The following is a 17,238-nucleotide window of genomic DNA, read 5'->3' on the forward strand; positions in this document are numbered from 1 at the left end:
TGGGGAGTGGGGAGTGGGGAGTGGGGAGTGGGGAGTGGGGAGTGGGGAGTGGGGAGTGGGGAGTGGGGAGTGGGGAGTGGGGAGTGGGGAGTAGGGAATAAGCCTTTTCGATTAGTACTTAATTTGTTCAAAAATCAAATAGGAGTCCTATAGTTTTAGTTTCCAAATATAAAAATTTTAACGCAGAGGAACGCAAAGGTTAGTGCAGAGGATACGCAGAGGTTTGATAGGCATTACGAGTTCTAGTAGTCCACCAAAGCAACTTTGCTAGGTATCCAAAAATTTCACAAAACGAAAAAACTTTCCCACTCCCTACTCCCCACTCCCTACTCCCCACTCTCACCCAGCAATTTTGGGTTGGTCGAGTTCTAGGAAATGCTGTATTTAGTCGCGCCTAAACAACCCAAATAGAGGAGCGAGAATCACCCCAAAAACAAAACCACCGATGTGTGCCCAATACGCAACTCCACCAGTTTCCACGCTCATCTTAGCGGCTGTTTGCAAGCTAGCAAGACCGGATATCACATTTTGCACAAAGAAAAGTCCAATTATCACTAGTGCTGGAATTCGGATTGTGGTGATGAAAATCCCCAAAAAAACTAAGGTCTTCACTCTAGCTTGCGGAAAGCGGATAATGTACGCACCTAAAACCCCAGAAATTGCACCACTGGCCCCCAAGGAAGGAATCTCAGAATTCATCCCAATAAACCATTGGCACAAGGCAGCTAAAGCACCACACGCCAAATAAAAAATCAGATATTTGAAATGACCCAATCGATCTTCAATATTGTTGCCAAAAACCCAGAGAAACAACATATTCGAGATTAAGTGCCACCAACCGCCGTGTAAGAATTGCGACGTAAATAACGTTATCCACTCTCCACGCCAATTGGTGGTTAACTCTTGAGGTATTACTGCATACTGACTTAAAAACTGATTCAATTGTGCATGTGACAGACTCACCTCGTGAAGAAAAACTAAAATATTCATGCCAATTAACCCGTAGGTGAAATACGGGGTGATTCGCGTTCGATTTTCGTCGTAGAGGGGAAACACAGGTGTTTTTCCTAAATTATTGACTAACTGCAATATACCCTGTGCGGCTGGCAGTTGCGAAGTGTAGGCTATTTTACCTATTAAATCAAGCAGTATAATTGCGCGAGACTATGATATGACGAAGAGTTATTTATACCAAGATTCTTCCTCTGATTTATCGCTAAATAAACCTAACAGTGGGCCGAGAATTGCCCCAAATATAAACCCGCCTGCATGGGCCCAGTAGGCAATACCGCCGCTTTCCATACCGATGTTAGTAGGTGTTTCGAGGCTGGCAAGTCCGTAGAAAGCTTGTTCGAGAAACCAGAATCCCAAAAAGAAATATGCGGGGACGCGAAAAGTTGGGAAGAAAAACCCTAAAGGTACAACGCCAAGAACTTCAGCGTTAGGAAAGCGGAGAATGTATGCACCCAGAATGCCTGCGATCGCACCACTCGCACCTAAAGAAGGAATGCTAGAATCTTGAGCGAAGAACCACTGGGTTAAAGATGCCAAAACACCGCAAGATAAATAAAACAGCAAATATTTGGCATGACCTAATTTATCTTCAACGTTGTTACCAAAAATCCAGAGAAATAACATATTACCGGCTAAATGCAAAAACCCCCCATGCAAAAATTGTGAAGTAATCAAAGTTGCCCACTCTGGCACTGGTTGATGTAGAGAGGTACCAGCAAAGCTTAAGGTGAGTTCTCGTGGAACTACAGCCGCAAGGTGTAAAAACCCATTTAATGATTGTGGGGGAAGACTTGCTTCATAAAGAAAAGCGAGGACGTTGACAGCAATCAGTCCATAAGTTACATAAGGCGTGATTTTTGTCGGATTATTATCTCTAATGGGAACCACGAGCGTTTTTTCCTGATTTTAAGACACAAATTTTACAATACTAAATTTTGCAAGTAGTTTCTTCTACCTCGTGGATGGATCTCGCTTGAACTAAGTAAATATATAGTAATTATGTAGCAATTTTTCTAAGATGATTTTTATACAGCGTCATCACACCTGATGCTTATTTAAAATAGATGTCTTTATGAATTTTGCTATCTTCAATCATCTGATAAATTTCCAGTTAGAGAAGAAAACAGCTTGACCACAGTGCTGATTTTGTTCTCGATAATGCTGGTCATAGGAAAGCGAATACATAGCATTATTTACAGATCGCTACAGGTATTTAAGGGATTCTGGCACTCCCCAAATTTTAATTGTTCTATCAATGCTATAACTAGCAATGAAGTTGCGATCGCTACTCATGGCAACATAAGCAATTGGCGCTGTATGCCCCTGCAATATGCATAATTGTCTGTTCATTGCTAAATCCCAAACAACTATTTCGTAGTTGTCTGTACAGTAGATTAAAACTCTACCATCTGAACTCATAAGGCAAGGAGCAACACCCGCAGATGTATAGAGAATGCGATCGCTGATCAATTCCCATACACACACTTTGTTTTCCCGGATTCCGCAAGCCAAAATTTGCCCATCAAAGCGGTTTGCAAGTCCATTCACTGTCATGGCAGGTAGATTATCCAATGTTTGAATAAGTTCTCCTGTTTCGGTATTCCAGAGTTGTAGCCTATTCTGCAATCTCTGCTTGAAACGTGCAACCAAGAACTTTCCATCAGGGGTGAAGAGAAGGGGTGTAGTCAACCAAAGGTTTAGCTTTGATTGATTCCATGAATTATCATAAGGAATTAAAGCCACATCTTGAAATTGATGATGGAGGCGACGAGTATATGTTTCATAATCCCAGATATCTAACTTTGCTGTACTGCCTTGAGTACTGCCTTGAGTATAGCCAGTAGCAACTAATGGCTGTTTAGTTGGGCAGACAGTTAAGCAATGGGGATGGGTTTGAACAGGACGCATAAGGTAATCGGGATAAGTGCCAATCGGCTCTTGTGTTTCTGTATCTAATGGCCAGAGAAAGTCCTGAAAGCTAATGATACACACCTTGCCGCTTTTGCCTAAACCAAATTCGTGAGCCATAGCCAGATCAAAATTTTTCTTGCTTTGACCTGTTTCCAAATGCCAAATGTTAACGAAAGATTGCTTATAATACAGATCCCAATAGCAAATAAGGGTGTTATTGTAGTCTGCGATCGCAAAATAATATGGATGATGTTGTTCAGGTTTGTAGCAATCGAGATTAAATTCCGTCAAAGTATGTAGGCATTGCATTTTTGCAAAGGGCAGATAATTCAATATGGCTTGTTCAGCAGTAGCTTCGCTGCTGTAGGACAATAACAGCAAAGCTGATTCCCGCACTTCTCTGACATCATCGCCCAATGCCTGGATTACTAGATCAATTCCTTTGTGCCCATATTGAAATGCTTCTAAAAGAGCATCCACTTTTTGTTTTGTAGAACCACCGCGCAAACGATATCTAATGCCCTCTAATCCCTCTAGTGCTGGACTAGAAGAAGAAACTAGGTCGTGTTCTCTGATAACGTCACTGTTATCTGTGGGCTTTTCAGAATTCATTTCCTTTTAGGCTGGGGCACTCTACAATCCAGTAGCCATCTTCATCTCGATACACGATTACCTGTCTCATATTCCACTTGATAACAAAAAATGTGTATAACTGCATTTTATCTTGTAGATGGTTTCTGGCGATCGCCTTTTATCGTAATGTAGATGATCGCAACCCCTAAACCATTCACCACATCTTATTCCAATTCAATAAACTCATGTTTTTTTCAAATTCCCTGGAAAATCAACTCCAGCGCTGGAACGAAACCATTCGCAATCAGCCGAAAAATCCTAATGCTTACATTCGCCGAGGCATGATTAACTTTCAACTGGCTAAGATTGATGCATCTATTCAAGATTTTGACATAGCAGAGCAATTGGATGTCCGTATTAAACCCTACCTTTGGCAACGTGGATTATCGTACTATTATGCAGAAAGATTTGCTGAGGGCGCTGAACAATTTGAAATAGATTTGACTGTGAATGCTCAAGATGTCGAAGAAACAGTATGGCGATATCTCTGCATAGCTCGTTCGTTAGGTGTTGAAGAGGCACAAAAATCTTTACTAACTGTGAGAAATGACCCTCGACGCATTATGCAGCGCGTATATGATTTGTATGCAGGAAATTGTACACCAGATGATGTTTTAACTGTTGGTCAATCAGAAGGGATAAAGGGAAATTTTTACAGTCATCTTTACTTGGGATTATATTATGAAGCCCAGAATAATCTTGATTTAGCTCAGGATTATATAGTTAAAGCTGCTGATAATTACAAAATTGATGATTATATGTGGTATTTGGCGCAGGTACATAAAACGCTGCGAGGATGGTGATGATTTGCTGAATATTAAGGTGAGCAAGTGTTTGGAATCAAAATGACGCAGCTTCTCAAGAAAATTACCCACTTATTGAAGTTATACAACAGGAAATCACAAGTTCTAATATAAAAGTAGGAAGCGGATGTAAGTGGACAGGGAAAGGAACAGAACCGCAATGGGATAATCCTAAATCAACCAAAGCCTATGATCATATTGAGCGCCATCATGGCCCAAGACTGATAGCAGAACAGTTAAGGGTAAGAATAGCCAGTACTAAAAATTATCAAGGACAGTGGCTAAATTCTGACGATTGGGTAAAAGCGGAAAAGGTAACACCTAAACATTCAGGTAAGTATGTCATGGGAGCATCCCAATTTTGCCAAAATAAAATTTGTAGTGGGAGCATCTTGCTCCCTAATGTCCAGGAAGCGGGCTAGAAGCCCGCACTACAAAAAAATAAATTTACACATTTGGGATGCTCCCCATCTATCCCGGTTCGTTCTCCACTTTTGATGATCGCCTGCGTAACTCGTTCTAGGGTTTCGCGATCGCTGAACACATGCGCTCTACCTTCTCTTTGCAGCAACCGTTCAACTTAAGGGGTGTTGGGCAAATGGCGATCAACAAGGCTTGGTCGGCGATCTGGAGTGATGTTTCGGTCAATTCCGCTCATGGATTCGGCGATGTCTACGATGGGCGTAACTGCGGCACACTGTATCAGAATCGCTATTTTAGGCGATTATGCTGGTTAGAAGTGGTATGTGCAATCAGATGTTAGCAAATTAGGCGATCGCCTCGAAAAGAAAACTTTGCGATCGCACCTCAACAGATAACCTCAGCCAGCTAACAGTTGCGTTCAGAGGCTGCCAGCATCTTTCATATCATGTCCGGCTGATGAGTTGTCATTGCGAACTTTGAAGTACCCAAATATCGTATTCAAGTACCCAAATATCGTATTCAAGTACCCAAATATCGTTTTGAAGTACTTAAACATCGTTTTGAAGTACTTAAACATCGTTTTGAAGTACTTAAACATCGTTTTGAAGTACTTAAACATCGTTTTGAAGTACTCAAACATCGTTTTGAAGTACTTAAACATCGTTTTGAAGTACTTAAACATCGTTTTGAAGTACCCAAATATCGTATTTAAGTACCCAAATATCGTTATTGATCCCCCCAACCCCCCTTTTTTAAGGGGGCTTTAATTCCGGTTCCCCCCTTTTTTAAGGGGGGCTAGGGGGGATCGATAAGTGCCTAAAATCACAGCCAACTACTTTTCAAACAAACTCTGAGATTTCTCAATCAAATGAGATAAAGGAGGTGAGAGAGATATGCGATCGCATATAGTAGAGCATGTCGATAACGCATTTTAACCAAAAGACTCTTAATTATATCATGCAAATTATCACAAACTTTCCCAGTTTAATCGAGCGATCGCTTCGCTATCGATTCCAAACAATCGTAGTTGTATGTTTTTTACTTTGGACACTGCTTCTAGTCATAGAAACTTTGCAGGTTCAACACTCTTGTCATCCCATGATTCACTGGTCTGGGACACTAAGGGCCGAGTGCCAACCTAAACTGCTGCAACCTAATTCTAGTTCATCTAAAAAACCTGGAACTGTAAGCGATCGCTCTCAAGCAAAAATAGCACAAAGGTACAACATTCCATCACCTAAACCCTCATCCATTCCTCAACGTCAAACACCTGGCATATCTCGACCACCTCAACAGCCAGAGAAACCCTATATAATAGAAGATTTTATCAAGACAGCAAAAGAGCATCGAGACATCGCAGGAGGGGTTATTGGAATTGGAGTTGGAATTACAGTTGGCTTAACTGCTCTTGCAAGTGCTCCTCTTGCTATCGCTGTAGTAGTTGGTGCAGCAGTCTGGTTTGCAATTAGGACAGCGCTTTAGCAACACTATCTTAATTTCTAACTTTGTCCAATATTTCACGAAATCAAGGAGTAATCAACCAAAATGCAACCTTCTTCTAACAACCCTCAACAATCTTCCAACGTTGTGCAATCATCCTCCAACAACCCGCAAGTCGTTCCCAGTTCAGATGGGCAAATACAATCTCATCCCAATCCTATAGAAACTCCAGCCGTTTCCTTAAAAATTCTCGGTTCAGGATTTTCATTACACCTGAATAAATGGGTTGTTTTAGGAGTTTTAGGAGTTGCAATGCTTGCCACATTCTTTCTGATAACGAAAGGAAGTGAATTTTGCTTATTCAGCACTTGTATACCACCAATTGATTCCACCAACTCACTTGCTATGAACTTTTGGGGATTTGCAGGAGGAACAGCAGCATTTATAATTTTAACCACTTTTTTCGGTGTCGCGTTAATGCCTGCTGTTGCCGCTTCCTTTGCGGTTTGGTTTCTCATGCAAATGACACTCCATTAGCTCTAAATCTTATCTATATTTTTTCTCACACAAGCAAGCCATGAACATTATCGAACTCAAGCAAGTTTCCAAGGTAGTTCCCAAAGGATTCCAGCAAAAACCTATCTTACAGGATATCAATCTGATTGTGCAGCGAGGCGAATTCATCTGGTTGCGCGGGGAAAATGGGGCTGGCAAGACTACTATACTGAATCTGATTTTAGGGTTCCTCAAACCCAGTAGTGGAGAAGTTGAGCTAATGGGGCTTTCACCACAGAATGCTAACTCAAAAATCCATGTTGGAGTAGCTTTCCAAGATGTACAGTTTCCAACAAATGTTAAGGTAAAGGAACTTATTGAATTGTTTAGAAGCTACTACCCTAATCCACTTTCAACTGAAGAAATATTGAACAAAGTTAATCTTAAAGATAAAGAAAACGATTGGGCAATTAAATTAAATGGTGGGCATCAACAGAGGCTTAATTTTGCCCTTGCTCTAGCAGGTAATCCCGAACTGCTCGTCCTTGATGAACCAACTATGGGTCTAGATGAACCGGGACGTGAAAAATTTTGGCAGGAAATCAAACTCTGCCGTCAACGAGGAGTCACTATTATAATGGTGACAAATGAGCAATCCGACTGGGACAAATTAAATACTTTAGCAACAGCCTTTTATTAATCTTCGGATTAGCAAGTTGGCAACTTGAGATGAGAATGGATTTGACTCAAGGGTTAGCTCTGATATCGAGCCTAATCTTAGGAATTATACCTTTTGCGATTCTCGGTCTTGCATTGGGGTACTTGCTAGACCCCAAAAGTGCTGATCCCATTCTTAGCTTATCGCTAATTCTTGTTCCCGTTGCTTGCGGTTCAATTCCACTTCCGAAACCGCAAATCGTACAAGATTTAATTGCATTCTCGCCGTTCTATCACTATCGGCAATTAGTTCTATCGGCGGCTAACTTGAATTACGATAACCAGCTATTTCTACATTTACTTTGGCTACTTTGGGCTTGTGCTGCTTTTGGTTTATTGGCGGCTTGGTCTTATCAGCGCGATCGCACCGTTCAGTAGATTCAACACGATTGACAGAAGAGATAGAATACTGTTGATTTACCTGAGTCCACCGATTCTAGTTGCAGATTGCTAAGATTTTTATAGTGACAGATATAGCACTCTTCGACGAATGTTTGCTATACCATGCACAATTCCTAACACTGCACCGATGTAAAGTCCAATATGGATTCCCCAAACTAACATAAATCTGGAAACTTCTGCTGGCTGAACGACTGGCGTAATCTGATCGGCAAAGAAGGGAAACTGAAAATAATAAAATATGAATCCTGTGATCTGAGCAAGCACAATTGCCCAAGTAATCGGATACCGTGCCATTTGAAGTAATTGACGATAAGACAAAGGTAACTTTCGTCTCTGATTAACCAATAAAAATATGCCGTAGCTTAAAAAACCAGCAAAAAAGCCTGCCTCAAATCCAACCTCACTAACTTGCCAGCGAAAACTAGAACCATAGGGAACATTTTTGAAGTAATAAAAGTAAGCAGGTGAGAGAGTACAGGTAATCTGATCGTTAACGATACCAAACCCAGCACCGATTAAACCGGACACCATCAAAAACGAGTATTCCTGAAGTTTTGTAGGTTTTGTTGGATTACGCCAGTAGTCTACCGCTACAACCAAACCCATCAGCAAAAATAAAATCAGCAATCGGTATCGATATGGAATACTTTGCATAAGACAACTGGTTTAATTCAAAATTAGCCTTTGAACAAGTGTAACTATTTACAACTTCTTCAGAATTTTAACCATTGTATGCGAATCATCTGGGGAGATAGTCTAAATTAATCTGTTTTTACCTGCGAGCATTAGCGGTGATGAAATTCGACCTCTTTCTCCAGAATCTTAATATCATAGCTGCCAAAGAAATCGTGGCCTAGTAAGCCGATGCTTGCTTTTGGTGCGATCGCTACCTGAAGATTATTGGCTGTAACTCCACCTACTGCAATAGATTTTACCTTACTAGTTGGGAATTCTACTTCGCTACCATCGGCAATTTGGGCTTGCATTTTACCTGTAGCCTCGAGTTCAAGTGTACTCGCCATATTTAGAGTAATAATGGTTTCACTAGCACCTGTATCTACAATCATTTCAAAGGTTTTTTTGTCGTTGAAAGTGACATCAATCACAGGAGTTCCTCCAAAGCGGCGTTTAATTGGGACTCGAAAAACTCTGTTGTCTGAAGGTGCGGCTATATTGCCACAAAGCCTTCCCAATCCAACGGTTTTACCAGAGGAGGTGATCATGTAACATGCTCCTGGATCGTCAGCTGTTGCCTGATGAGAGAATGCTAAAAATACTAGTGTCGGCATTAGTGCCGCAGTTACGCCCGTTGTAAACATCGCAACTAGATTAACGGTCGTAATCCAATGCTTCCAAGCATTCTTCATGTTATATTGCTCTCTAATTTTTCTGATATTTTTTAATAACTAAATTATTCAGAATAGCTGCAATAATTGGTGCGGAACGCTTACGGTTATTAAAATAAAAACGCAATATTTATCAACCTCAACTACAATAAAGTTTCAAACACCTTGCCTTCTTAGGGTTATAATTTTTGTCTATAGTCTATAGCAATCCGAATTGAAAGGTGAGAAAATACGTAGATATAAGCATTTCAGCGATTTTCTTTCTCACGAATGATTTAGGATTGCTATAGCAAAAAAATTGCTTTGTTGGGGAGCCACTGCGTTGCGCGGGTTTCCCGCGTTGTAGCAAGTGGCGTTGGAGGCTTTGCCAAAGCCAACATCCTGATAATCAGTTGGGTTGCGCTCCGCTCCACCCAACCTACGTCTAATCCACTATTAAAGCCATGAGGGTCAACTACGTGCATTTCAAAAATCAAATACTAGTCCTATATAAGCATTTCAGCGATTTTCTTTCTCACGAATGATTTAGGATTGCTATAGTACAGCGCGGCCTAAATAAGCATACCATTAAATAGCCAAAACGTTGCCCTTATATATCCACTTAAAACGTTTAGCTATTATTTGATTACAGTAGTCTATAAAATTGAGAGTTCGATTTTTGAAATCATCCTGACTGATAAAACTTGCTCTTCTTAGTAACTTGCGAACCAAAATACTGAACCAAATCTCAACTTGATTGAGCCAGCAAGAATGTTTAAGTGTGTATGCTAATAGTTCGATTACTTGCTCCATACTAAATCAGGACTTATGCAAAAAGCCAGTGAAAGCCTTGATTTACCGTAGGGGCAATTCAGGAATTGCCCCTACATTTCGTACTTGATGCGTAAGTCCTATAAATTTTACTGTTACGCCAATACGCTCAGAGTCTTGTAATCTTTGAAAAATAGACAACTCTTGATTATTAGTTTGCAACCATCGATTTCGTCCCTTCAAAGCTATCTGCCAATTGATCTTTAAATTTCGGGCAATTTGACGATGGTTTTGATCATCAGATACCATGAGAATTATTTTTGCTCATAGCGCTATCTGTTGCGGCGTATTGTGTCGGTTTATCAACTCTTGAAGTTGATGATGCCCTGCTGTACTAGACCTCGAATTTACTGGCGTTACCCCTATCTATGAAAGCTTGAGCCAGTTGATTCTGGCTATTTATTATAGCTTGATTCTCTAGATTCAGTAGATATGGATTCTGTAGAGATGTTATAGATGAATTTACTACCACGGGCGGGACGTAAGATTGTGCAGTAATGAAGAATTCGTAATCAGTATTCCCTGCTTGAGGTTGAATGTGTATATAGTAAGTTCCTGGATTTAATGAAATGCTTTGAGTTGCTTGATATGTACTACTATTTTGATCATAAGTAGTATTACTAGAAGCTAAAATTTGACCCCTCGTATTAAGCAGTTGTTCATTTATGCCCCTAGAAAAGCCAAAGTTATTTATCGTAACAGGACTAGCTTGATTTAAACTAAACTGATAGTAGTCATTAGGATCGGATGAGCCGACATGTTCCAACACCAAAGTAGAATTTGAACCTATCGTAAGTTGGCGAGCAGTGTTGAATGTGTTTCCAGCGTAATCACTCGCAGCCTGACGTCCTTCATCCAGACCATAGGAATTAAAGTGTTCAACTAAATTGATACCTTTCAAAGAAGCCAAGTCGGGATTATTTGCTTTATAGAAACCAGCATCAAATGAGGGTGAAGATTTACGCCCTTCATTTATCCCATAGATTTCAAAATGCTGCAACAACTGGCTGTTGTTAAAATTAACTAAGTCTTGGTAGTTAGTGCGATAGTAGTTGAAGTCAAAATAGGGTGAAAATTTACGGCCTTCGTTCATACCATAAATTTCAAGGTGGTTCAAAAGTTGAGAATTATTTAGGTTTGCCAGATCAGAGTTAAGCGACTTATATTGCCCTAAACCGAAAAGTGGATCAAAGCCACGTCCTTCGGTAATACCGTAGTTTTCCAGATGATTAAATAATTGCTCGTTGTTAAAGCTTGCAAGGTCACTGTTATTAGCACGATAGTAGTTAAGGTCAACCAATGGAGAGAAACTGCGTCCTTCAGCTACACCATAATTCTCCAGATGATTTAACAGTTGGCTGTTGTTAAAGTTTGCCAAGTCAGAACTGCTAGCCCGATAAAAATTTAAATTAATAAGTGGTGAGAAAGAACGGCCTTCGTTTAAACCATAAGCCTGGAAGTGTGATAGAGCTTGAGCATCATTTAAACCAGCTAAGTCGGAATTGGCAGCACGATAGAAATTGGCATCAAATACGCTTGAGATACCTAGGGACATATCACCAAATCTCCTAATATAAAGTATTTATACTCTGAATTTTATGTCAGCTTCTCGTCTATTTTTAAGTGTCTTCATAAGATGAAATTGCATCTTATGAAGATATCTTACAGAGAATTACTGATTTATAAATTAAAGATTAGGTAAAGACATGATAAAATTACTTAGAGCAGATTAAATCTGGCATACTAAGAAGTGAGATCAGAGAAATTTGTGAGGTTATTCAAGGGTTACATCTGCATGTACAGCAGTTGCGATCGCATTTTTAACAGCAATATTTATTTATTCAAATATGGCATTTTAACTAACAGTACGCAAAGCAAATACACCGCAAATAGCTGCTGCAAAATTATAGACTTCTGCCATTTTAAATATTGTGCCGCATTGAATCTCAGCGTTTACTTGTCATAAAGTTAAGATTAGCGATAGACCTAGCAGTATAATCTACATTGGGTAAGTAGTTAAAATGCTGTTGAAAGGCTACACACAACAAAGAGTCGGGAGCTACCAATATCAATTTCAAGCTTTTATTTCCTCCGCTTGAATACCTATTTTTATATAAGTTCTAAATTCCGATACAATGTGAAGATTAAATGACTCTTAAACCGTGTCAGAAGGTACTCTTGCATCTTCCTTAAGTCTGATATCTTCTTGGGAACAGCTTTGTTGTTATCAGGTAGATTGATGAGTCGAATTAATGGATTTATAGGGCGACGTGATTTCTTAAAATTCGCCAGTGTGGTAGGTATTGCGGCTACTGGTTTTGGCAATCGCTTTTGGAATCCAGAGCAAACTGCTCTTGCTGATATTCACACAGTTAACCCTAATCCAATCAGTCCGAATGAAGCCGTCAGACGCTTGCTGGATGGTAATCAAAGATTTATCCATCAAAAACGCAAATATCCCGATCAATCACTAGAACGTCTGCGATTAGTTGCTAAAGCTCAGTATCCCTTTGCCGCCATATTGGGCTGTGCAGATTCCAGAGTACCTGCGGAAATTGTGTTCGATCAAGGACTTGGGGATTTATTTGTCGTGCGAGTTGCTGGTAATGTCGTCAGTGACACGGTTATAGGTAGTTTGGAATATTCTACAACAGTATTAGGTTCGCAGTTGATTGTGGTTTTGGGTCATAGAAGATGCGGTGCAGTAGCAGAAGCAATCAAAAACGAACCACTTCCTGGCAGAATTGGTTTGATTATTGAGGGCATCAAACCATCTGTAGAAAGGGTAAAGTTAAGAACGGGTGATAATATGCAAGATGCGGTTATAGCCAATATTCAATATCAGACTGAAAAATTGCAGGAAAGCTCAACGATTTTAGCCAAATTGCTCGGTGAAGGTAAACTAAAAATTGTTGGCGCTTGTTACGATATTGACACTGGTAAAGTCAACATTATTACTTAAACATCTCACCCCTTTTAGACGTAGAATTATTTGTTTAATGATGTTGCAAAAATTTATTATTTATAAAATATTTTTTATTGATAATCTTCAAGATTAATCAAATTCATTGCTCAATTTAGAAAAATATTCCTGATAGCGGTTCTCGACCCTTGTGAGGTACAAGAACCCCACCCCCCCAACCCCCTCCCCGCTCTTCGAGAGGGGGCTATGATAGTAAACGCTATATACTAATTCTGTATGAAGATGCGCTAAACCATATTTAAGTACAAGAAAGAAAAATGAACCGCAAAGGAGAGGCAGCGCGTTGCGGGGGTTCCCCCCGTTGTAGCGACTGCCGTCGCAAAGGACACAAAGAAAGAAAGAAAGAAAGAAGTTAAAAGGGTTTGGCGCAGCCTCACAAATAAATGGTATTATACGATTTCACAAAATACCCGTTACATATACATTAGGCATCTTCAGAAATTAAATATGCGTTATGCAGAACCTTTGTAAAGACGTAGCAGTGCTACGTCTGTATATTCTTTTTCACTTCTATGTCTATACATTGGTAAGGGCGTACAACTGTACGCCCCTACAGCCGATGCATTTGTTACAAAAATTTTTTAAAATGGTATTGGCGATCGCCTGGGTTGGTCTACGCTAACGTCAACTCAGATAATTTTAGAAAAACTTGAAAGCAAGGCACACCCAAAGCTTGTAATAAATAAACCCAGCAGGGGCTATATAACAACGCCGCCTGCCAGGAAGGTATAGTATATTCTGGCCATGTTTGATTAGGTTAGCGCTTATTTGTAAAAAATAATTGCATATCCCTAGATACAATAACTAAATAGTTTGGAAAACACAATTAAGAAAAGTCACTAAATAGGTTAATTTACAATTAAAACTAACAATTTCCTGACCCGGATTTCTCACAAGCTTTGCGATCGCTATTACCAAACCTTTATCAGGCTTAGATTTTGAGCGTTTTAGACACTGCACGAATCACAGCAGTATGTGAACGGGGTATTTTATCTCAAGTCTAAGTGGCATAAGCGTTTTAGGCTAATCGTTTAAACCTTTGTGAGAAATCCGGGCTGAATGGGGAGACGAGAACACGGAAAAATATTTCCCAATGCCCAGTGCCCAATGCCCAATGCCCAATGCCCCATAATATAAGAAAGCGCTTCACACTTCTTAAATAATCAGCTTTATTAGAACAATGGCGAGAGACTTGCGGGGATTCATTAAAATTTTGGAAGAGAAGGGACAATTACGGCGAATTTCAGCTTTAGTTGACCCTGATTTAGAAATTGCTGAGATTTCCAACCGGATGCTGCAAAAAGGTGGGCCAGGGTTGTTGTTTGAAAACGTCAAAGGCGCTTCCTTCCCGGTGGCGGTGAATTTGATGGGAACTGTGGAAAGGATTTGCTGGGCGATGAATATGCAGCATCCAGAGGAGTTGGAAACTCTGGGGAAAAAATTGAGTATGCTGCAACAGCCAAAACCACCGAAGAAGATTTCCCAGGCGATAGATTTTGCAAAAGTACTGTTTGATGTGGTGAAGGCGAAACCAGGACGGGACTTTTTCCCTGCTTGTCAGCAAGTTGTGCTTCAAGGTAATGATTTAGATTTACATAAGTTGCCTTTGATACGTCCTTATATTGGTGACGCTGGCAAGATAATCACGTTGGGACTAGTAATTACCAAAGATTGTGAGACGGGCACTCCAAATGTAGGTGTGTATCGTTTACAACTACAATCTCAGAAGACGATGACGGTTCACTGGTTATCGGTGCGGGGTGGGGCGAGGCATTTGCGAAAAGCGGCGGAACGTGGGAAGAAATTAGAAGTTGCGATCGCACTTGGTGTAGATCCTCTAATTATCATGGCAGCAGCTACGCCCATCCCTGTAGATTTATCAGAATGGCTATTTGCTGGACTTTACGGCGGTTCTGGTGTGCAGTTGGCAAAATGTAAAACTGTAGATTTGGAAGTTCCCGCAGATTCAGAATTTGTTTTGGAAGGGACGATTACACCAGGAGAAGTTTTGCCAGATGGACCTTTTGGCGACCACATGGGTTATTACGGTGGCGTGGAAGATTCGCCATTGATCCGCTTTGAGTGTATGACGCACCGGAAAAATCCGATTTATTTAACAACATTTAGCGGTCGTCCACCTAAAGAAGAGGCGATGATGGCGATCGCGCTAAATCGCATTTATACGCCTATTCTGCGGCAACAAGTATCAGAAATTGTCGATTTCTTCCTGCCAATGGAAGCTTTGAGTTACAAAGCGGCGATTATTTCCATTGATAAAGCATATCCAGGACAAGCGCGACGGGCAGCTTTAGCGTTTTGGAGTGCTTTACCACAATTTACATACACAAAATTTGTCATTGTTGTGGATAAAGACATAAATATTCGCGATCCGCGTCAAGTTGTGTGGGCGATTAGTTCCAAAGTTGACCCAGTGCGGGATGTCTTTATTTTGCCAAATACACCTTTTGATACGTTGGATTTTGCCAGCGAGAAGATTGGCTTAGGTGGACGGATGGGAATTGATGCGACTACTAAAATTCCGCCGGAAACAGATCATGAATGGGGCGCACCTTTGGAATCTGACCCAGATGTGGCGGCGATGGTAGAGAGACGATGGGCGGAGTATGGTTTGGCAGAGTTGCAGTTAGGAGAAGTTGACCCGAATTTGTTTGGCTATGATATGAGGTAATACCATTTCACGAAATACCTGATAAAGATATATAGGTAGGGGTGTACAGATGTACCCCCCTATAGCTGATGCCATAAAATTAAAGAAATTATGGCAAAAAAAGTGAAGAATCCAGCATCAAAGTTAATGATAGGATTGGCATTCAGTTGTATTAGTGTGATACTCAATAGTGGTATAGCTAATCAAATAAGTTTAGCGAAATCAACTAATTCTCAAAAGTGTAATATTTTTGCCTACGTCACCGATATAGATTCGCAAGGTTTAAATGTGCGGAGTGGTGCAAGTACAAATAACACAATTCTAGGGCAAATACCAATCAACGAGACAGTTCAGGTTATTGGTGCTGTTGGAAATTGGGTGCAGATTACTAATGCTAGTGATGGTTTTCAAGGAACTGGATGGGTATTTGTGCCAAAGTTAGGCTTAACAACGCGGGGCTACGGTACTAATGGCGTGAATTTCTATGTTACTACCAGTCAACAAAGCCAAAAAGTGAGAAGGATTCCTGCTAATACGGCTGTCAAATTGTTAGGCTGTCAGGGAGATTGGGCGCAGGTGGAATATCAAGGTATTAAGGGTTGGTTGACAAAGGAAGATCAATGTGGTGCAGCCCTTACTAGTTGTTCTTAGAACCCCACCCCCAACCCCCTCCCCGCTCTTCGAGAGGGGGCTATGAGAATTGCGAGGAGGGGGCTATGAGAATTAGGTTTAAAATTTTGGTTTTGAGATATTTGTTATGGCTTATCCTTTTCCAGGAATGAACCCGTATTTAGAAGATCCTGAATTATGGCCAGGAGTACATCACTTGCTAATTAGTGAAATTGCCAGATTTTTATCTCCCCAACTGCGTCCTAAATATCGAGTTGCTGTAGAAGTGCGGATGTATGAAACGACTGATGAGAATTCACTACTTGTTGGCATTCCTGATGTGATTGTGAAAAATCGGCAGACTGTAACTGATTCTACAAATACAAATGTGGCAGTAGCCGCACCAACGCCTGAACCTATAAAAGTAAAGATTCCTATGCCTGTTTCCATCAGGGAAGGATATCTAGAAGTACGAGAAGTTGGTACAGAGGCATTAGTTACTACTATTGAAATTCTATCACCTACCAATAAACGTCCGGGTAAAGGACGGCAGACATATCAAGAGAAACGCGAACAAGTATTAGCCAGTCGCAGCAATTTAGTTGAGATTGATTTACTGCGTAAAGGTGAACCCATGCCGATGATGGGCAATGATATTCAGAGTCACTATCGAATTTTAGTTTGTCGTGGCGATCGCCGTCCTTATGCTGACTTATATGCTTTTAATTTACTAGATATAATTCCAAGATTTCCACTGCCTTTGCGTTCTGGAGATACGGAACCAGTTATAGATTTGCAGACATTGTTAAATGAGGTATATGATATCTACGGCTATGATTTGGTAGTAGATTACAGTCAACAACCAGTATCAGCGTTATTAGAAGCAGATACAGCTTGGGTGGATGCGCTGCTGCGGGAGAAGGGTTTACGGTAGAGCAACTTCATAGGGATTTGAGATTTCTGCCACTCAACTGGGAATACTAA

General features: G+C 40.6%; 19 protein-coding genes. 10 read left to right on the forward strand and 9 right to left on the reverse strand.

The window, feature by feature from the left end:
* Positions 1 to 384 precede the first annotated feature (384 nt).
* From V7K27_RS05715 to V7K27_RS05725, 3 genes are all read right to left on the reverse strand, one after another.
* A complete protein-coding gene (locus V7K27_RS05715; RefSeq protein ID WP_334945369.1) occupies positions 385 to 1,056 on the reverse strand; it encodes a rhomboid family intramembrane serine protease in 672 nt (223 codons plus the stop codon).
* A gap of 126 nt (positions 1,057 to 1,182) precedes the next feature.
* Positions 1,183 to 1,902, reverse strand: coding sequence for a rhomboid family intramembrane serine protease (locus tag V7K27_RS05720; RefSeq protein WP_334945160.1), 720 nt, complete (start codon positions 1,900 to 1,902; stop codon positions 1,183 to 1,185).
* A 315-nt stretch (positions 1,903 to 2,217) separates the two neighbouring features.
* A complete protein-coding gene (locus tag V7K27_RS05725) occupies positions 2,218 to 3,537 on the reverse strand; it encodes a WD40 repeat domain-containing protein (protein ID WP_334945162.1) in 1,320 nt (439 codons plus the stop codon).
* Positions 3,538 to 3,743: 206 nt separating this feature from the next.
* Between V7K27_RS05725 and V7K27_RS05730 the strand changes: the two genes are divergently transcribed.
* On the forward strand, positions 3,744 to 4,361 hold the full coding sequence (locus tag V7K27_RS05730) for a tetratricopeptide repeat protein (protein ID WP_334945164.1): 618 nt from the start codon (positions 3,744 to 3,746) through the stop codon (positions 4,359 to 4,361).
* 418 nt (positions 4,362 to 4,779) lie between these two features.
* Here the strand turns inward: V7K27_RS05730 and V7K27_RS36410 are convergent, their stop codons facing one another.
* Complete coding sequence (locus V7K27_RS36410; RefSeq protein WP_442947593.1) at positions 4,780 to 4,932, reverse strand: DUF6972 family protein; 153 nt, start codon at positions 4,930 to 4,932, stop codon at positions 4,780 to 4,782.
* A 27-nt stretch (positions 4,933 to 4,959) separates the two neighbouring features.
* Here V7K27_RS36410 and V7K27_RS05735 point away from each other — a divergent pair, with 27 nt between their 5' ends.
* The 5 genes from V7K27_RS05735 to V7K27_RS05755 all read left to right on the forward strand — a co-directional run bounded on the left by V7K27_RS05735 (position 4,960) and on the right by V7K27_RS05755 (position 7,814).
* A complete protein-coding gene (locus V7K27_RS05735) occupies positions 4,960 to 5,124 on the forward strand; it encodes a hypothetical protein (RefSeq protein ID WP_334945166.1) in 165 nt (54 codons plus the stop codon).
* Positions 5,125 to 5,741: 617 nt separating this feature from the next.
* Complete coding sequence (locus V7K27_RS05740) at positions 5,742 to 6,266, forward strand: hypothetical protein (RefSeq protein ID WP_334945169.1); 525 nt, start codon at positions 5,742 to 5,744, stop codon at positions 6,264 to 6,266.
* A gap of 63 nt (positions 6,267 to 6,329) precedes the next feature.
* A complete protein-coding gene (locus V7K27_RS05745) occupies positions 6,330 to 6,761 on the forward strand; it encodes a hypothetical protein (RefSeq protein WP_334945171.1) in 432 nt (143 codons plus the stop codon).
* Positions 6,762 to 6,801: 40 nt separating this feature from the next.
* Complete coding sequence (locus V7K27_RS05750; RefSeq protein ID WP_334945173.1) at positions 6,802 to 7,419, forward strand: ABC transporter ATP-binding protein; 618 nt, start codon at positions 6,802 to 6,804, stop codon at positions 7,417 to 7,419.
* A 35-nt stretch (positions 7,420 to 7,454) separates the two neighbouring features.
* Positions 7,455 to 7,814, forward strand: a complete 360-nt coding sequence (locus V7K27_RS05755) for a hypothetical protein (RefSeq protein WP_334945175.1) — start codon at positions 7,455 to 7,457, stop codon at positions 7,812 to 7,814.
* Positions 7,815 to 7,895: 81 nt separating this feature from the next.
* On the opposite strand, the gene V7K27_RS05760 is transcribed toward V7K27_RS05755, so the two are convergent.
* The 5 genes from V7K27_RS05760 to V7K27_RS05780 form a co-directional block, all read right to left on the reverse strand.
* Positions 7,896 to 8,492, reverse strand: coding sequence for a hypothetical protein (locus tag V7K27_RS05760; protein WP_334945177.1), 597 nt, complete (start codon positions 8,490 to 8,492; stop codon positions 7,896 to 7,898).
* 131 nt (positions 8,493 to 8,623) lie between these two features.
* A complete protein-coding gene (locus V7K27_RS05765) occupies positions 8,624 to 9,205 on the reverse strand; it encodes a retropepsin-like aspartic protease family protein (RefSeq protein ID WP_334945179.1) in 582 nt (193 codons plus the stop codon).
* Between the two features lie 263 nt (positions 9,206 to 9,468).
* Entirely contained in the window at positions 9,469 to 9,648 is a 180-nt protein-coding gene (locus V7K27_RS05770) for a hypothetical protein (RefSeq protein ID WP_334945181.1), read from the reverse strand.
* A gap of 370 nt (positions 9,649 to 10,018) precedes the next feature.
* The gene (locus tag V7K27_RS05775) at positions 10,019 to 10,243 is read right to left on the reverse strand and encodes a hypothetical protein (RefSeq protein WP_334945183.1); all 225 of its coding nucleotides are present in this window, start codon (positions 10,241 to 10,243) and stop codon (positions 10,019 to 10,021) included.
* A gap of 85 nt (positions 10,244 to 10,328) precedes the next feature.
* The gene (locus V7K27_RS05780; RefSeq protein WP_334945185.1) at positions 10,329 to 11,549 is read right to left on the reverse strand and encodes a hypothetical protein; all 1,221 of its coding nucleotides are present in this window, start codon (positions 11,547 to 11,549) and stop codon (positions 10,329 to 10,331) included.
* 684 nt (positions 11,550 to 12,233) lie between these two features.
* Between V7K27_RS05780 and V7K27_RS05785 the strand changes: the two genes are divergently transcribed.
* The 4 genes from V7K27_RS05785 to V7K27_RS05800 all read left to right on the forward strand — a co-directional run bounded on the left by V7K27_RS05785 (position 12,234) and on the right by V7K27_RS05800 (position 17,188).
* Entirely contained in the window at positions 12,234 to 12,956 is a 723-nt protein-coding gene (locus V7K27_RS05785; protein WP_334945187.1) for a carbonic anhydrase, read from the forward strand.
* A gap of 1,201 nt (positions 12,957 to 14,157) precedes the next feature.
* The gene (locus V7K27_RS05790; protein ID WP_334945189.1) at positions 14,158 to 15,666 is read left to right on the forward strand and encodes a UbiD family decarboxylase; all 1,509 of its coding nucleotides are present in this window, start codon (positions 14,158 to 14,160) and stop codon (positions 15,664 to 15,666) included.
* A gap of 90 nt (positions 15,667 to 15,756) precedes the next feature.
* Positions 15,757 to 16,296, forward strand: a complete 540-nt coding sequence (locus tag V7K27_RS05795; protein WP_334945190.1) for an SH3 domain-containing protein — start codon at positions 15,757 to 15,759, stop codon at positions 16,294 to 16,296.
* A gap of 106 nt (positions 16,297 to 16,402) precedes the next feature.
* Positions 16,403 to 17,188: a DUF4058 family protein gene (locus tag V7K27_RS05800; protein ID WP_334945192.1), complete on the forward strand. Its 786-nt coding sequence runs from the start codon at positions 16,403 to 16,405 to the stop codon at positions 17,186 to 17,188.
* The last annotated feature ends 50 nt before the right edge of the window (positions 17,189 to 17,238 follow it).

Origin of the sequence: Nostoc sp. (genome assembly GCF_036919575.1) — a bacterium.
In the GTDB taxonomy this organism is placed as follows: Bacteria; Cyanobacteriota; Cyanobacteriia; order Cyanobacteriales; family Nostocaceae; genus Nostoc.

Coding starts and splice junctions, on each gene's coding strand:
- V7K27_RS05785 (WP_334945187.1), top strand. CDS start 12,234: ATGAGTCGAATTAATGGATTTATAGGGCGACGTGATTTCTTAAAATTC.
- V7K27_RS05775 (WP_334945183.1), bottom strand. CDS start 10,243: ATGGTATCTGATGATCAAAACCATCGTCAAATTGCCCGAAATTTAAAG.
- V7K27_RS05800 (WP_334945192.1), top strand. CDS start 16,403: ATGGCTTATCCTTTTCCAGGAATGAACCCGTATTTAGAAGATCCTGAA.
- V7K27_RS05790 (WP_334945189.1), top strand. CDS start 14,158: ATGGCGAGAGACTTGCGGGGATTCATTAAAATTTTGGAAGAGAAGGGA.
- V7K27_RS05735 (WP_334945166.1), top strand. CDS start 4,960: ATGGCGATCAACAAGGCTTGGTCGGCGATCTGGAGTGATGTTTCGGTC.
- V7K27_RS05765 (WP_334945179.1), bottom strand. CDS start 9,205: ATGAAGAATGCTTGGAAGCATTGGATTACGACCGTTAATCTAGTTGCG.
- V7K27_RS05750 (WP_334945173.1), top strand. CDS start 6,802: ATGAACATTATCGAACTCAAGCAAGTTTCCAAGGTAGTTCCCAAAGGA.
- V7K27_RS05725 (WP_334945162.1), bottom strand. CDS start 3,537: ATGAATTCTGAAAAGCCCACAGATAACAGTGACGTTATCAGAGAACAC.
- V7K27_RS05745 (WP_334945171.1), top strand. CDS start 6,330: ATGCAACCTTCTTCTAACAACCCTCAACAATCTTCCAACGTTGTGCAA.
- V7K27_RS05740 (WP_334945169.1), top strand. CDS start 5,742: ATGCAAATTATCACAAACTTTCCCAGTTTAATCGAGCGATCGCTTCGC.
- V7K27_RS05780 (WP_334945185.1), bottom strand. CDS start 11,549: ATGTCCCTAGGTATCTCAAGCGTATTTGATGCCAATTTCTATCGTGCT.
- V7K27_RS05760 (WP_334945177.1), bottom strand. CDS start 8,492: ATGCAAAGTATTCCATATCGATACCGATTGCTGATTTTATTTTTGCTG.
- V7K27_RS05795 (WP_334945190.1), top strand. CDS start 15,757: ATGGCAAAAAAAGTGAAGAATCCAGCATCAAAGTTAATGATAGGATTG.
- V7K27_RS05770 (WP_334945181.1), bottom strand. CDS start 9,648: ATGCACGTAGTTGACCCTCATGGCTTTAATAGTGGATTAGACGTAGGT.
- V7K27_RS05730 (WP_334945164.1), top strand. CDS start 3,744: ATGTTTTTTTCAAATTCCCTGGAAAATCAACTCCAGCGCTGGAACGAA.
- V7K27_RS05755 (WP_334945175.1), top strand. CDS start 7,455: ATGGATTTGACTCAAGGGTTAGCTCTGATATCGAGCCTAATCTTAGGA.